Raw genomic sequence first — 15,498 nt, 5'->3', positions numbered from 1 at the left:
AGATCATTCCAATCTTCTTTAACCAAGATAAGCTTCTCTTACCTTTGGATTATTTGCCACTTCATTGGCTTTCCCTGACACAATCACATTTCCAGTTTCAAGGACATAAGCACGATCAGCAATTGAAAGTGCTTTATTTGCATTTTGTTCAACTAATAACACCGTTACTCCATCTTTATTAATACTTTTAATAATGTCAAAAATTTCATTAACCAAAATAGGTGATAACCCCATTGATGGTTCATCTAACAATAATAGCGTTGGCTTTGACATTAATGCACGCCCCATTGCTAACATCTGCTGTTCTCCACCTGATAATGTACCAGCCAATTGATTTCTACGTTCCTTTAAACGTGGAAATCTTTGATAAACCTTTTCTAAATCTTGTCCTATTTTATTATCCGTACGTAAATAAGCACCCATTTCCAAATTATCTTGAACCGTTAATTGAGCAAAAATACGTCTACCCTCAGGAACTTGAGCTAAATTTTTGGCAATAATTTTATGTGCAGGAAGTTTTGTAATCTCATCCCCCATAAAAGATATCGTACCACTTTTAGGTTTTACCAATCCACTAATAGCATGCATGATAGATGTCTTTCCAGCCCCATTAGCTCCAATCAAAGCCACAATCTCACCTTGATTCACTTCAAAACTTACATTTTTAATAGCATGAATCACACCATAATAAACATTTAAATGATCAACTTTTAACATGGTCATCCCCCTATTCTTCATTTCCTAAATATGCTGCAACCACATCAGGATTATTTTTAATTTCATCTGGAGTTCCAAACGCTAAGACTGTACCAAAATTTAAGACTGCAATTTTTTCACAGATCCCCATAACAAGTTTCATATCATGTTCAATCAATAAAATCGCAATAGAAAATTTTTCTCTTACAATCTTTATCGTTTCCATTAATTCTTCTGTTTCAATAGGATTCATCCCAGCTGCAGGTTCATCTAATAAAAGAAGTTTAGGTGCCGTTGCAAGTGCTCTTGCTATTTCGAGTTTACGTTGTTTTCCATATGGTAAATTTCCAGCCTTGACATTAGCATACTTTTCTAGATCAAAAACACGAAGTAAGCTCATTGCCATTTCCTGTATAGCCTCTTCACCTTTAAAATAACTTGGAAGATGAAGAATAGATGATAATAATGAATAATTTTGAGAATGATGCAATCCAACCTTAACATTATCAATAACACTCATCTTTTTGAACAATCGAATATTTTGAAATGTTCTTGCAATCCCTAATTGTGTGATTTGCGTAGGTGTCATCTTTAAAAGTGACTTCCCATCAAAAAGTATTTGTCCACTCGTTGGTTTATAAACACCTGTCAACAAATTAAATACAGTTGTTTTTCCAGCTCCATTTGGTCCAATCAAACCATATAATTGGTCTTTATCCATTTCAAAATTAAACTCATCAACAGCTTTTAAACCACCAAATTGGATTCCTAATCCCTCTGCTTTTAACAAACTCATCAGTCATCCACCTCCACTGTCTTATTCTTAAAAAATTTAGCTTTAATACGAGGCACTAAATTTTTTTCTTTGATAATCATTGCAGCAATTAAAACAATTGCATAAAGTAACATACGATAATCTGCAAATGCTCTTAAATACTCTGGCAATATCGTCATGATAATAGCTGCTATAATAGAACCTTTTAAATTTCCTAATCCACCTAATACAACCATAACTAAAATTTCTACTGATTTATTATAATCAAATGTAGAAGGAACCAGCATTCCCATATATTGAGCATATAATCCTCCTGCAATCCCTGCAAAGAAAGCTGAAATAGCAAAAGCTAAGATCTTATAATATGATGTAGGAATACCAGACAACTCACTGGCTGTTTCATCTTCACAAATAGAAATAATGGCACGCCCATGACGTGATTTAACAATACAGTAAATGACATAGATTGTAATCACAGCACTTAAAAAATAGACAGAAAAATCAATATTCATTGCTTGAAATCCCATCAATCCTTTGGCACCATTTGTAATACTTAAATTAAGCATAATAACACGTATGATTTCATTAAATGCTAAAGTAATGATACAAAGATAATCACCTTTTAATCTTAATGTTGGTATACCAATAACAACGCCAATCAGGCAAGCAGCAATAGCACCAATCAATAAGCTTAATAAAAATGGGAAATGAAGATATAAACTACATAAAGCAGATGTATAAGCTCCTACGGACATAAATCCAGCATGTCCTAAAGTTAACTGTCCTAAATAACCACTCGCTAAATTCAAGCTTGTTGCTAAAATAACATTGATACAAGCCATAATGAGAATTCCTGACCAATAATAGTCAACAATTCCAGCACTCATTAAAAACATAATGATTCCATAAATAATCAGCGCCATGATAAAGGATATAATCAAATCTTTTATTTGTTTCTTTTTCATCCCTATCACCTACACTTTCTCTCTCATATTCTGACCAAACAATCCTGCTGGTTTAACTAATAAAATAAAGATTAAAATACCAAAAACAACTGCATCTGAAAAAGCAGATGAAATATATGAAATTGTAAATGCTTCAGCAACACCAATAATCAATCCACCTACCATTGCTCCTGGAATGCTTCCAATTCCACCAAGAACAGCTGCTATAAAAGCTTTGATACCTAACATGGCACCTAAATATGGATTAATCAAAGAATAACTCATACCATAAATAATACCTGCAATAGCTCCTAAACCAGAACCAATGGCGAATGTTAGAGAAATGGTTGTATTCACATTGATTCCCATTAATTCTGCAGCTCCTCGATCTTCACTGACAGCACGCATTGCTTTTCCCAATTTTGTTTTGTTTATAAACAAAAGCAATGATCCAGTACAAATAAAAGTTAAGATAAGTGAAAGCAAAGCGACATACGTAATATGAGCTCCAAAAAAAGATACTGTACCACTAGGCATATATTGAGGAAAAGTTCTGGCAGCAGAGCCAAATAAAATCAAAAATAAGTTCTGTAACAGATAACTGACACCAATAGCAGTAATTAAAACAGCTAAACTCCCACTATTTCTAAGGGGCTTATAAGCCACTTTTTCTGTCACAACACCTAATAAAGCACATCCAGCAATTGCTACTAAAACACTGACAATAATAGGTGTCTGCACCATAGTTGTCATCACATAAGCCAGATATGCACCAACCATAATAATTTCACCATGAGCAAAATTGATCATTTTAGCAATCCCATATACCATTGTATAACCAATGGCAACAAGTGCATACATTCCACCTGTACTTAATCCATTGATGATTTGCGTTAAAAATTCCATTTGTAAACCTCCTGACTTAAAAAAATAAAGGAGAAAAATCTCCTTTATTTTTCTTCTAATCTAAATAACTATATTCACCATTTTTAATAGTTTTAACAACCAATTCTTTTGTTGGATTATGTTGATCATCAAATTCAAAATGACCTGTAATACCATCATAATTTGTCTTTTCTAACTGTTCACAAATTTTAGCATAATCAGTTGTTCCAGCAGCTTCAACGGCTTTTAATAATACCCAAGTTGCATCATAAGCCATTGTTCCAAACATGTTTGTATCACTGTTATATTTTTCTTTATATTTAGCTACATAATTTTGTACATCTTCTACACGGTCATCGAATGTATTTGTATAATAAGCTCCATTGAAAATAGATTTATCAACATCTTTAACTGATAAAACGCCGTCCCAACCATCAGTTCCTAAGAATGTACCGTTGTAACCAGCATTTTTAAATTGACCAACCATAGTTGCAATCATTTCATAATAATCTGGAATATAAACAGCATCTGCACCTGATTGTTTTACTTTTGTAATATAGCTTCCAAAATCTTTTGTATCCTTTGGATATTTTTCTTGTAATACAATTTGTGTACCATCTTTATTTGCCTGAGCAACAAATGAATCTGTACATCCCTGACTATAATCACTACCACTATTTGTTAAAATAGCAACCTTCTTAACATTAATACGACCATCACCAATAGCTGTCGCAATTGTCTGACCACCCATTGAGTCATTAGAGCATGTTCTAAAATAATTGCTTCTTGTACTTCCATCATTATTTAAAGTAATACTATCACCAGAAGTACTTGGTGAAACAATTGGTGTTCCATCAGCTTTAGATGCCTCTCCTAAAGCTAAACCTTCAGCCGTAATAACCGGACCAACAATTCCAACAACCTTTTCACCAACTAATTTTTTATAAGCATTTACAGCATCTGTTTCCTTACCTTGAGAATCTTCAGCTAGTAATTCTACTTTATATTTTGCATCATCAGAATTATTATAATCTTCTATGGCAAGTTCAATAGTATTTTTAACTGGAATTCCATAAGTTGATGTTTCTCCAGTTAATGGACCAACAAATCCAATTTTAATTGTATCCCCATCTTTTAATTCTGTAGCCGAAGAACCACCAGTTCCTCCACCACAAGCAACCAACATACTTGACACAGCCATTAAAGACATAACTTTTTTTATATTCATATATCTCTCCCCTTTTTTTAAATATATTCATTATTATACTTATCATTTGATACAAGTCAATAAAAAATATCATTATTTTTTTAAATATTCTAAAAATCATAAAAATATTTATTTATTTGATAAAAAATATATTATTTTATAAAACAAGGAGTGGATGATTCCACTCCCTATTCAATACTCTTTAAAGATTCCACCATATCAACCTTATTTAAAACATGTCGCATTGTGAAATTAATAAAATAAGTAAAACCTAAAGTCATAATAATAGCATATATATAACTACTGATATTTAATTGTCTAACAAACATTGTCATATCCAATTCCACCGTCAAAATAATAAACTTGTGAAGGAAATAACCAAAAATCATTCCCAGTAAAGAACCAATCACTGATAAAAGAACATTTTCTCTAAAGATATAGTCATAAACTTCTTTACGTCTAAAACCTAAAACTTTAATCGTTGCAATCTCACTTTTACGTTCTTGAATATTAATATTTGTCAAGTTATAAAGGACAATGAAATTTAAAGCTCCTGCACAGACAATCAAAATAACAACAACCAGATTCACACTTTGAACCTGTTTATCAAATTCTTCACCAATTGATGATACATTGGTCAAATTCCCATAACCTTTGTCCTGCATATAAGCTTCCAGGGTTTTTTGACTCGAAGCACGATCATCCTGTAAAATCAAGAACGCATTATTCACTTCCAGATCCTGTAATGTCAATGATTCATATAAAGTCTGGGACATATAAATATAATTCATAAAATAGTTTTCTGTGATACCTGAAACCTTTACACTATACTTTGTTTCATTGAGTTCAATATCAATTGTATCATTATCTTCCACACCAAGCAATTCAGCTGCTTTTGCGGTTAAAATAACACCTTCATCATCAAGAACTAAATCTTTATATGTCTGATAATTTCTAAACTGAACAAAGTTTTTCATATTATCCATTGATTGATAAACAATTAATGAACCATATAAATCTTCTTTATCTTTTAAGATATTAATACTCTTATTTAAAACATATTCCACATTTGCAACTTCACTACGATTCAATAAATCTTTTTGATAATTCTGTGCTGTTTTGGTTGAAACACTATCTTCTAAACGAACAAGATAATCATATGTAAAAACATCTTGATATTGTTTATCAACAACCTGTGATACAGAAGATTTAACACCAAAGCCGGTAATAATTAAAGCTGTACATCCAGCAATCCCAATCACAGACATAAAGAAGCGTTTCTTATATCTAAAAATATTACGCATTGTTACTTTCTGATTGAAAGACAAACGACGCCATAACCAATGAATTCTTTCCAAAAGAATACGTTTTCCAACTTTTGGTGCTTTAGGTCGCATTAAGACCGCTGGCATCAAATTCAATTCACTCATACAAACAAAGAGTGTGACTGCCAAAATAACAAATACCGATATAAAAACTGTTTCCAGCAAAACCCATGTACTGGCATAAATCGAAATAGGTGCATCCACTTGAAATAACATTAAATTATATAAATAATAAATAATACGTGGGAAAAATTGTGTTCCAGAAACAATTCCTAAAATACAGGCAAAAAAGGTTGCAAAAATAACATATATGATATATTGCTTCATGACATCCCATTTAGAATAACCTAAAGCACGTAATGTTCCACTTTGACTTCTTTGTTCTTCCACCATTCTCGTCATTGTTGTTAATGAAACCAAAGCTGATACAAGGAAGAACATTAATGGGAAAATATCTGCAATAGAAGAAATAGAATCCTTATTAGAATCAAAATTCACAAGTCCTGAATTTTCATGACGTGTTAAAGTATAAAGCCTTCCTTTAGGAATCTGATCCACTTGATCTCTGGCTTCATCTAACTGCGATTTTGCCTGATCTAATTTGTCTTGAGCTTTTTCTAATTCATTATTTGTTTTCAGTTCTTCTAAAGTCAATTGATTTTCTTGTTGTTGAATTTCAAGCTTAGCCTTTTCAATCGCAATAGAAGCTTCATTCAATTGCGTCAATCCATCTAATGAGGAAGATGCATTTTTAAGAATATCTCCCATTTTTTCTAAACTAGCTATTGATTTTTGCACTTCTGGAGAAATATTTTCAGTATTTTCATTTTGATAATTCTCAAGTTCTTTTTGTAAACTTTCTAAATTCCCTTTTAACTCCTCACTCGTACTTTCAATTGTTTCTAACATGTCTTGAATTTGTGAAGATGCTGTTGATTGAGCTTTTAAATATTCAGCTTCTTTTGTAGCCAATGTGATTTTCGCATTCGTTAATTGAATTTTAGCCTCTAATATCTTTTCATCAAACAAATCTTTAGAATCACTATATGTCTGATAACCTTCATCATATTCTTTTTGGGCTTCATCTAATTTTGTTTTGGCATCACTTGTCAAATCTTCATACAAGCGACTCATTTTTAATGATAAAGTACTTTTTATTTTTGTATTCACATCTTCAATATAATCATCATATGCCTCACTGAAAACATTATATTCTTTAGCTCCCTTTACACAGACAGAAATCTGATTATATAAAATATCTTCATCACGTAATTCATAAAGATCTTCTGGCATAGCTAAAAAATCATTGTTTTCATTTAAAATTTCAATATATCCAGCATTCGTTCCATCACCCAAAGCATTCGTTCCACGATCCGTAATAGCAATATAACGAACATCATTCACAACACCAACGATTTTAAAAGTCTTTTCACCTTGATCATTATGAATAGAAATCTCGTCACCAATCTGATAATCTTCTGCCAGCATTTCTTCATCAATGACACATTCATTGTCTTTTTGAGGATAACGCCCATCAACCAGATAAGGTTGATTAAGCATATCTTGATCATATTGTTCACTGGCGTAAACAGTAACTCCTGCCAGTGAATCATTATGATGAATCAAAGCATCAAATTGATAACCATATTGAATATCTTCAATACCTGATATATTTTGAATTTCACTAATATCATCTTTGGAAAAACCTAATGATGCCATATATGTTAAATCAGCATAATGGTGTTTGTCCAAGTAATGATCCATTGATTGAGTCATTGTTCCCGGTGTATTTCTTAACCCTGCAAAAAAAGCCGCACCTAAAAATACAATCGCAAAAATGGAAAAAAATCTTGCTTTAGATGTTAAAATTGTTTTTCTGAGATTTTTCCAATAAGCTTTTTTCTTTCTTTTTACCATTCAATTTCCTCGATTGGTTGTGGGTTTTCATTGATTTCAACCCCATTGACCTTTCCATTTTTTAAATGAATCACACGATCTGCCATCGGTGCTAAAGCAGAGTTATGAGTAATCACAATGACTGTCATCTGATAAGTATCACACATTTCCCTTAATAAAGATAAAATTGCCTTCCCCGTCTGATAATCCAATGCTCCAGTTGGTTCATCACATAACAAAAGTTTTGGATTTTTAGCAATCGCTCTTGCTATGGCAACACGTTGTTGTTCCCCACCAGATAATTGTGCAGGAAAGTTCATCATTCGATCAGCTAAACCAACACGCTCTAAAACATTTCTGGCATCCAAAGGTTTTTGAGAAATCTGTGATGCTAATTCGACATTTTCTAAAGCCGTTAAGTTTTGTACAAGGTTATAAAACTGAAATACAAACCCTATATCATTACGGCGATATTCTGTTAATTTCTTTTCATCATATAAAGCAATATTTTCGCCATCAACAAGAATAGAACCACTGGTTGGTGAATCCATTCCTCCCAGTAAATTTAAAATAGTCGTCTTTCCAGCTCCAGAAGCCCCAACAATGACGACAAATTCCCCTCTATTCACAATAAAATTAACCCCATCACTGGCATTGATCGTTATATCCCCCATCGTATAACTTTTAACAATATTTTTAAATTCAATTAAAGCACTCATATTGATACCACCCTTTTTATAAGTGTAACATATTTTCATCCAAAAAAAAACAATGTCATCACAATAACAAAAATTTACATAATAAAAAGGAATTAAAGACAATTCCTTCCTATTTTTTTAAAATCTGTTCTGCACACATGATTCCATCAATAGCTGATGACATAATTCCTCCAGCATATCCAGCTCCTTCTCCTATTGGATATAAACCTTCCCATGATTGATAAGAAGCATCTCTTAAAATACGAACAGGTGCACTACTTCTGGCTTCAATACCTGTGATGATTGTATCTTCATCTATAAATCCATGCATTTTTTGATTCATTTGAATAAGACCATCATGCAGTGCCTGATTGATAAAATCAGGGAACAGTTCATTCAAATCACATACACGATAACCCGGACGATAAGTTGGAATAATTTGACCTAAGGGATTCACTTCATGATGTAAATAATCCTGCACTCTTTGTACTGGTGCAAAGTTATTGCTCCCACCCAATTCAAAAGCCTTATGTTCAAGTTCTCTTTGAAAGGCAATACCAGCTAATGGATGGGAACTTTCAAAATCATCCGTTGATACTGTAACCAGAATGGCACTATTGGCATTTTGACCATCTCTGGCATAATAACTCATCCCATTGACACAAAGTGTCTGTTCTTCATGATGTGATGGTACAACAACACCACCGGGACACATACAAAATGTATAAACACCTCTTTTTCCACTTTGCACAGCCAACTTATAACTGGCCGCCTTTAAATATGGTGATGAGGCACTTTTCTTGTATTGAATCTGATTGATTTTCTGTTGCGATTGTTCAATACGAACTCCTACAGCAAAAGGCTTTTGTTGGAGAGGGATACCTTTTTGATATAGCATTTCATATGTATCTCTGGCACTATGTCCAATGGCTAAAACAAGTAAATCACTATTCAAAATCTTCTTTTGATAATTTTGTAAAACTGTTATCTGATAACCACTTTCTGTTTTTTGAAAATCAATCATTTTTGTTTCAAATAAGAAAGTGACACCTTTCGACACTAAAAACTTACGCATATTTTGAACAACCTGTCGTAAATAATCTGTTCCAATATGTGGCTTATGCAGATATAAAATATCCTCTGGTGCTCCAAACTTTACAAATGTTTCTAAAATATAACGAATACGCTTATTTTTTACACCTGTTGTCAATTTCCCGTCTGAAAAAGTTCCTGCACCACCTTCTCCAAAAGCAATATTGCTTTCACTATGTAATAGACCATGTTCAAGCAAATCTTGAACCGCTTTTTCACGTTTTTCAATTTCCTGTCCTCTTTCTATCACTGTGACCTTTTGACCACTCATAGCCAAAACATAGGCACAAAACAGTCCGGCTGGACCACTACCGACAATCATGACTTTTTGATCATTTGATGGTAAATACTGATATTGATAAGGTTGTACTTTTTGAAGCTGAGGAAATCTTTTTAAAAACTGTTCTTCATTGGAAACAGTAAAATCAAAACTACAAATCCAATGGACATTTTGTCTTCTGGCATCCAAAGATTGTTTGACAAGCGAAACATTTTGAATTTCTTTTTCACGAACATTTAAACTTTGAGAAATGATTTTTGCATAACGTTTTTCACCAAGTTTTACTTTTAAATTATGAATTCTTAACATAGACATTCCTTTCTATTGCTTTTGCAACACGATAAGCACTGGCAAAAGCAAAATGTAAATTATAACCCCCACACATTCCTGCAACATTCAAAATTTCTCCCATTGCATAAATACATGGATATTGTTTCAATTCCAAATCTTCTGTTACTTCCTTTAAAGATAGACCTCCTTTCATAACTTGGGCATAAGAAGCTTCTCTGATTCCTTTGATTTCTAATGGATAATGCTTCAATAATGATACAAGCTGGTCTATTGAAAGATACTGATATTTTTGAAATGCTTTGGCAATCTTATGATTCATCAATCCTTCTAAAAATAAAGAAGATTGTTTAGACAATAATTGACATAACTGATTGTGGCTTAATTCATCAAAAAAATCAATATATAATTGATAATGATGATGTTTTTGATAAAAAGACGATAATTGCATCACTGCAATTCCACTAACACCATAATCAGTAAATAATAATTCTCCTTTTTCCTGATGGATACATTTTTCATTTTCAACTAACGAAAATGTTCCTTTAACTCTTACACCTTTTAAAGATTTGAAGACAGGAGATGTATAAAATTGCACAAGCGAAGGCACTGGTTCAACTACTTTTAAATGCATTTGTTTTAAAATCTCATAACGTGATGTATTCATTCCAGAAAGTTTCCCTGCTTCACTTCCCATCGCCAATACAATAACATCAGCGATAATATTTTGAGAATTTGTTTTGATGAGATATTGATGCTTTTGTCGTTGAATTTGTAAAACTTCCTGTTCATATTGAAAGACAACCCCAGCTTCTTCACTACGCTGCATGAAAACGTTTCTCACAGACAATGCCTGTTCACTTTTAGGATAAAGCAAATCACCTTGATAAACACAATAGAGTCCTATTTTTTGCATTTGTTCAACCATATCAAAATCTTGAATAATTGATTGAACCATTTTGAGTTGATCGCTTTGATAATATTGTGAATGCATTTTTTTGTTGGATAGATTACATCTTCCATTTCCTGTAGCTAATAATTTTTTTAATGGGGATTTATTTTGTTCTAAAACTATGATTTGATTTTGGGGCATTTGTTGTTTTAATAAAAGTGATAAATAAACACCAGATGCTCCTGCTCCAACAATAACAATTTTTTTCACGGCAGACTCCTTTCTTTAATCTCTCATGATGAAATATAGTGATTATACCATTTTTTATTGAAAAATCACTAAAAAATGTTTATAATACTAAAGGAATTTTTAAAGGAGGCGTTTAATCATGGGTAGAGCACATGAAGTGCGTAAAGTTGCAATGGCAAAAACAGCTGCCAAAAAAGCAAAATTATATTCACGATATGGAAAAGAAATTTATTTAACAGCGAAAGCTGGTGGACCAGAATTAGATGGAAATTTAGCATTAAGACGTTTAGTAGACAAAGCAAAAAAAGAACAAGTTCCTGCTGATGTTATTAAACGTGCTATTGATAAAGTCAAAAGTGGTGTGACTGAAAATTATGAACCTATTCAATTTGAAGGTTTTGGTCCAGGTAATTCTACATTAATCGTGAAATGTTTAACAGATAATATCAATCGTACAATATCACAAGTTCGTCCAGCATTTACAAAAGCAAAATCTAAATTAGGAGCTGAAGGTTCTGTTGCTTATTTATATAATGTTGAAAGTACAGTTATTTTAAGTGGTATGAGTGAAGACGAAGTATTAGAAGCATTAGTGATGGGAGATGTTGATGCTAAAGACATTACAACATTAGAAGATGGACGTATTAAAATCACTGGTGAACCAACAGATTTAAATAAAATTAAAACTGCTATTGAAGCTGTTAAAGAAGATATTGAATTTGATGTAGATGATATTACAACAACACCTCAAGAATATGTTGAACTTGAAGGTGATGATATGATGTTATTTGATAGATTAATGGGATTATTAAATGATTGTGATGATGTTGATGAAGTTTATCACAATGTTTCAAATTATGATGATGGAGAAGAAGAATAACATGTTTGCATGTTATCTTTTTTTATATGAAAGTTACACATTTATATCATAGTGGTTGTTTAATCGAGTTAGACAATCATTTGCTTTTATTTGATTATTATCAAGGTGAACTTCACCTTAATCAAGAGAAACCTCTTTATGTTTTTGTTTCTCATCGTCATTATGATCATTATAATCCCCATATTTTTAAAATTCATCATCCTCAAATCACTTATATTTTATCCAATACACTGCGTCATAAATATGATGCATATTATGTAGATATACATCAAACTTATCAAATAGATGATTTATCTATTTCCACACTGCTTTCTACTGATGAAGGATGTGCTTTTCTTGTCCATGTGGAAAATCAGACAATATATCATGCTGGTGATCTTCATTGGTGGCATTGGGAAGGTGAACCAGAACAAGACAATATATATCAAAAACAGACTTACCTCCAAGAAATCTGTTCTATCAAAGAACCAGTTGATCTTGCTTGTGTTGTTGTGGATATTCGTCAAGAAAAAGACTATTTATTAGGCTTAAATGCTTTTTTAAGACATGTTCCAACAAAATACATTTTACCAATTCACTATTTTGGACACTATGAAACAACAAAACTTCTATTACAAGAGCATTTAGACAATCCCTATCATGCTCAAATCCTGCCTGTTATCCATCAAAATCAGACATTTGAAATTCTCGTATAAAAAGAACCTTTTGCACAAAGGTTCTTTGCTCATTTTTGTGGTACAATTTCCAGCCAGTAATCATCAGGATCATGAATAAAATAAAGTCCCATTGCTTCATTTTCAAAACATATGCATCCCATGTCTTGATGCAATTGATGATATGCTTCATAATCATCAACAACAAAACAAATATGACTTTCATTTTCACCTAATTCATAAGCCTGTGGATGATCTTTTAGCCATGTCAATTCTAATTGAAAAGAGGCTTCACAATCAGTCAGATAAACAAGTTTAAAACTTCCATCCGATGCTTCCTTTTCTCTGACAACAGTAAGTCCTAATGCTTTTTGATAAAATGTGATACTTTTTTCTAAGTTTGTAACATTAATATTACAATGATTAAATACAGCTTTCATGTCGTCCTCCTATTCTTCATCTGGAAATACCGTTGTAATAATAGGTCTTCCTTCTCTATCAACTAATACTGTCAGTCCTGCACCAACGGAATTACTATGAAAAAGATAATTCACACCTGTTTCTTTATCAACCCATATTTCAGAAGTTTGAAGTATTTTTTCTGAACTATAAGTTTTTATAAATCTCTCATATTTTTTTGCCATAATCTTCTCCTTTTTTTAAATTATAACAAAAGAGAAGTCTAAATAAAAATATTATTTCATATATTTTAAGGATTTTAGCACTTTTAAAATCATAGTGCTAAAAGTTCATATTCAGTTCATATATCATGCTATAATAATAGTTGTTAGCAAACAAGATATATGAGTGCTAAATAAGGAGGAATACAAATGTTAAAACCATTACATGATTATGTGATATTAAAAAAAGAAAAGGCTGAAACACAGACAGCCAGTGGAATCATTTTAACAAGTCCAAAGGAACAAGCTAGTAATCAAGCAACAGTTGTTGCTGTTGGACCTAAATGTGATGATCATTTAAAAGAAGGTATGACAGTTATTTTCAAAGAATATTCTGGAACGAAGTTTAAAGATAATGACGATGAATATATGATTTTAGAAGAAGAAGATATTTTAGCTATTGTTGAATAGGAGGAATTAAGATGAGTAAAGAAATTCGTTTTTCTAAAGATGTAAGAGATGCTATGTTAAATGGTGTCAATACTTTAGCAGATGCTGTAAAAGTGACAATTGGTCCTAAAGGACGTAATGTTGTATTGGATAAAGGTTATGGTTCACCTTTAATTACGAATGATGGTGTTTCTATTGCTAAAGAAATTGAATTAGAAGATGCTTTTGAAAACATGGGAGCAAAATTAGTATATGAAGTTGCTAATAAAACAAATGATGTAGCTGGTGATGGAACAACAACAGCAACAATCTTAGCTCAAAGTATGATTCAAAATGGTTTAAAAGCTGTTGAAAAAGGTGCAAATCCTGTTTTAATGCGTGAAGGTATTGATTATGCAAGTAAGGAAGTTGCTAAATATATTTTAGATAAATCTCATAAAGTAGAAACAAGCAATGATATTGAAAGTGTCGCAACTATTTCTTCTGGAGATAAAGAAATTGGTCAATATATTGCTCAAGCAATGGAAAAAGTAGGTAGAGATGGTGTTATCAGTGTTGATGAATCTAATAGCTTTGATACTGAATTAGAAGTTGCTGAAGGTATGCAATATGATAAAGGTTATGTTTCTCCATATATGGTATCAGATAGAGAAAAAATGACTATTGATTTAGATAATCCTTTCATTATGGTAACAGATCAAAAAATCAATACTGTTCAAGAAATCTTACCAATTCTAGAACAAGTGATGCAATCTAATAAACCATTATTATTAATTGCTGATGATTTTGAACAAGAAGTCATTTCAACATTAGTTGTTAATAAATTAAGAGGAACATTTAATGTTGTAGCTACAAAAGCTCCTGGTTTTGGTGATAATCAAAAAGAAATCTTACAAGATATTGCCATTTTAACAAATGCTAAATTCTATAGTAAAGATTTAAATATGAATTTAAAAGATATGCAAATGACTGATTTAGGTTCTGCTAAAAAGATTCATATTACAAAAGATCATACAACAATGATTGGTGGTGCTGGTGATAAAGCTGCTATCGATCAACGTGTGAAAGAAATCACTGAACAGATGAATAATGCAAAACAAGAATATGATAAGAAAAATTTTGCTGAAAGATTAGGTAAATTAAGTAATGGTGTAGCAATTATTAAAGTTGGTGGAGCTACTGAATCTGAATTAAAAGAAAAGAAATTAAGAATTGAAGATGCTTTAAATGCCACAAAAGCTGCTGTTAGTGAAGGTATTGTTATGGGTGGCGGTGTCACATTAGTGAATGCTTATGTTGCCCTTAAGAATCAATTAAAAGATACAAACGTTGATAAACAAAAAGGTATTAAAGTTGTCTTAGATGCATTACTTGCTCCAATGGGACAAATCGCAGAAAATGCTGGTTTCAACAGTGATGAAATTGTTGAACAACAAATGAAAGTTGAAGATGGACAAGGTTTCGATGCAAAAGATGGAGAATGGGTATCTATGTTTGATAAAGGTATCATCGATCCAACAAAAGTAACTCGTAGTGCTTTATTGAATGCTGCAAGTATTTCTGCTTTATTCATTACAACAGAAGCTGGTGTTGCTCCAATAAAAGAAGAAAACCCTGCTCCTGCTCCAATGGCACCTGGAGGAATGTATTAAAAAACTGGCAAATGCC

Annotated in this window: 15 protein-coding genes; 4 read left to right on the top strand and 11 right to left on the bottom strand. The window is 32.0% G+C overall.

What is annotated here, in order from left to right; translation table 11 throughout:
- Nucleotides 1-18: 18 nt before the first annotated feature.
- The 9 genes from KEC48_RS02490 to KEC48_RS02450 form a co-directional block, all read right to left on the bottom strand.
- Entirely contained in the window at nucleotides 19-717 is a 699-nt protein-coding gene (locus tag KEC48_RS02490; protein ID WP_087296651.1) for an ABC transporter ATP-binding protein, read from the bottom strand.
- A gap of 10 nt (nucleotides 718-727) precedes the next feature.
- A complete protein-coding gene (locus KEC48_RS02485; RefSeq protein WP_205088847.1) occupies nucleotides 728-1,492 on the bottom strand; it encodes an ABC transporter ATP-binding protein in 765 nt (254 codons plus the stop codon).
- Nucleotides 1,492-2,436, bottom strand: coding sequence for a branched-chain amino acid ABC transporter permease (locus KEC48_RS02480; RefSeq protein WP_087296653.1), 945 nt, complete (start codon nucleotides 2,434-2,436; stop codon nucleotides 1,492-1,494). The genes KEC48_RS02485 and KEC48_RS02480 overlap by 1 nt, the downstream gene beginning before the upstream one ends.
- Nucleotides 2,437-2,445: 9 nt before the next feature.
- Nucleotides 2,446-3,321, bottom strand: coding sequence for a branched-chain amino acid ABC transporter permease (locus tag KEC48_RS02475; RefSeq protein ID WP_087357551.1), 876 nt, complete (start codon nucleotides 3,319-3,321; stop codon nucleotides 2,446-2,448).
- Between the two features lie 55 nt (nucleotides 3,322-3,376).
- Nucleotides 3,377-4,528, bottom strand: coding sequence for an ABC transporter substrate-binding protein (locus tag KEC48_RS02470; RefSeq protein ID WP_087357552.1), 1,152 nt, complete (start codon nucleotides 4,526-4,528; stop codon nucleotides 3,377-3,379).
- 167 nt (nucleotides 4,529-4,695) lie between these two features.
- The gene (locus tag KEC48_RS02465; RefSeq protein WP_211964162.1) at nucleotides 4,696-7,749 is read right to left on the bottom strand and encodes an ABC transporter permease; all 3,054 of its coding nucleotides are present in this window, start codon (nucleotides 7,747-7,749) and stop codon (nucleotides 4,696-4,698) included.
- Nucleotides 7,743-8,447: an ABC transporter ATP-binding protein gene (locus tag KEC48_RS02460; protein WP_087245171.1), complete on the bottom strand. Its 705-nt coding sequence runs from the start codon at nucleotides 8,445-8,447 to the stop codon at nucleotides 7,743-7,745. Before KEC48_RS02460 ends, KEC48_RS02465 begins: the two co-directional genes overlap by 7 nt.
- Nucleotides 8,448-8,556: 109 nt before the next feature.
- Entirely contained in the window at nucleotides 8,557-10,107 is a 1,551-nt protein-coding gene (locus KEC48_RS02455) for an FAD-dependent protein (RefSeq protein WP_211964154.1), read from the bottom strand.
- Nucleotides 10,091-11,248, bottom strand: a complete 1,158-nt coding sequence (locus KEC48_RS02450; protein ID WP_211964152.1) for an aminoacetone oxidase family FAD-binding enzyme — start codon at nucleotides 11,246-11,248, stop codon at nucleotides 10,091-10,093. Before KEC48_RS02450 ends, KEC48_RS02455 begins: the two co-directional genes overlap by 17 nt.
- A 118-nt stretch (nucleotides 11,249-11,366) precedes the next feature.
- Between KEC48_RS02450 and KEC48_RS02445 the strand changes: the two genes are divergently transcribed.
- Both KEC48_RS02445 and KEC48_RS02440 read left to right on the top strand, forming a co-directional pair.
- Nucleotides 11,367-12,107 (top strand): YebC/PmpR family DNA-binding transcriptional regulator, encoded by a 741-nt coding sequence (locus KEC48_RS02445; protein WP_087357555.1) that lies wholly within the window; start codon nucleotides 11,367-11,369, stop codon nucleotides 12,105-12,107.
- Between the two features lie 26 nt (nucleotides 12,108-12,133).
- A complete protein-coding gene (locus KEC48_RS02440; RefSeq protein WP_211964151.1) occupies nucleotides 12,134-12,802 on the top strand; it encodes an MBL fold metallo-hydrolase in 669 nt (222 codons plus the stop codon).
- A gap of 29 nt (nucleotides 12,803-12,831) precedes the next feature.
- Here KEC48_RS02440 and KEC48_RS02435 read toward each other — a convergent pair whose 3' ends face one another.
- Nucleotides 12,832-13,200, bottom strand: a complete 369-nt coding sequence (locus KEC48_RS02435) for a VOC family protein (protein WP_087357556.1) — start codon at nucleotides 13,198-13,200, stop codon at nucleotides 12,832-12,834.
- Between the two features lie 9 nt (nucleotides 13,201-13,209).
- Nucleotides 13,210-13,404 (bottom strand): DUF6440 family protein, encoded by a 195-nt coding sequence (locus KEC48_RS02430; RefSeq protein ID WP_087304130.1) that lies wholly within the window; start codon nucleotides 13,402-13,404, stop codon nucleotides 13,210-13,212.
- 186 nt (nucleotides 13,405-13,590) lie between these two features.
- Between KEC48_RS02430 and KEC48_RS02425 the strand changes: the two genes are divergently transcribed.
- Nucleotides 13,591-13,851, top strand: a complete 261-nt coding sequence (locus KEC48_RS02425; protein ID WP_087357557.1) for a co-chaperone GroES — start codon at nucleotides 13,591-13,593, stop codon at nucleotides 13,849-13,851.
- An 11-nt stretch (nucleotides 13,852-13,862) separates the two neighbouring features.
- The gene (groL, locus tag KEC48_RS02420) at nucleotides 13,863-15,482 is read left to right on the top strand and encodes a chaperonin GroEL (RefSeq protein WP_087357558.1); all 1,620 of its coding nucleotides are present in this window, start codon (nucleotides 13,863-13,865) and stop codon (nucleotides 15,480-15,482) included.
- Nucleotides 15,483-15,498: the final 16 nt, after the last annotated feature.

The sequence above is a fragment of the Clostridium sp. C1 genome (assembly GCF_018223625.1).
GTDB lineage: Bacteria > Bacillota_I > Bacilli_A > Erysipelotrichales > Coprobacillaceae > Allocoprobacillus.
Note: the sequence above shows the minus strand (reverse complement) of the source record. Positions and strands in the feature narration are given on the sequence as shown.